This window comes from Stenotrophomonas sp. PS02300, from assembly GCF_029959395.1.
Taxonomy (GTDB): Bacteria; Pseudomonadota; Gammaproteobacteria; order Xanthomonadales; family Xanthomonadaceae; genus Stenotrophomonas; species Stenotrophomonas maltophilia_AD.
This window is the reverse complement of record NZ_JASCOP010000290.1, coordinates 1-273: the sequence shown is the minus strand read 5'-3', so window position 1 is coordinate 273 and position 273 is coordinate 1. Positions and strand designations below refer to the sequence as shown.

General features: G+C 53.5%; 1 rRNA gene. It reads left to right on the top strand.

Annotation, left to right across the window (positions count from 1 at the left end):
• Window positions 1–184: 184 nt before the first annotated feature.
• Window positions 185–273: ribosomal RNA gene (rrf, locus tag QMX79_RS20895) — 5S ribosomal RNA — on the top strand; the annotation flags it as partial.

Here is a 273-nt window from a genome sequence, read left to right as displayed (position 1 = left end):
GAGCTAACTGATACTAATGATCCGTGTGGCTTGACCATATAACCTCAAGTTGCCTTGGCCGACATGACATGTCGATAGATACCAAGTGCACGCTACGTCACAAGAACTATGAGAGGCAGGCGCAGTACGGCCGTGCTTTTTCCCCAAGGGAAAATCACGAACATCGCGACGCTCCAACCGTCTCCCTGGTGAAATTAGCGCTGTGGAACCACCCGATCCCATCCCGAACTCGGAAGTGAAACGCAGCTGCGCCGATGGTAGTGTGGCTCAAGC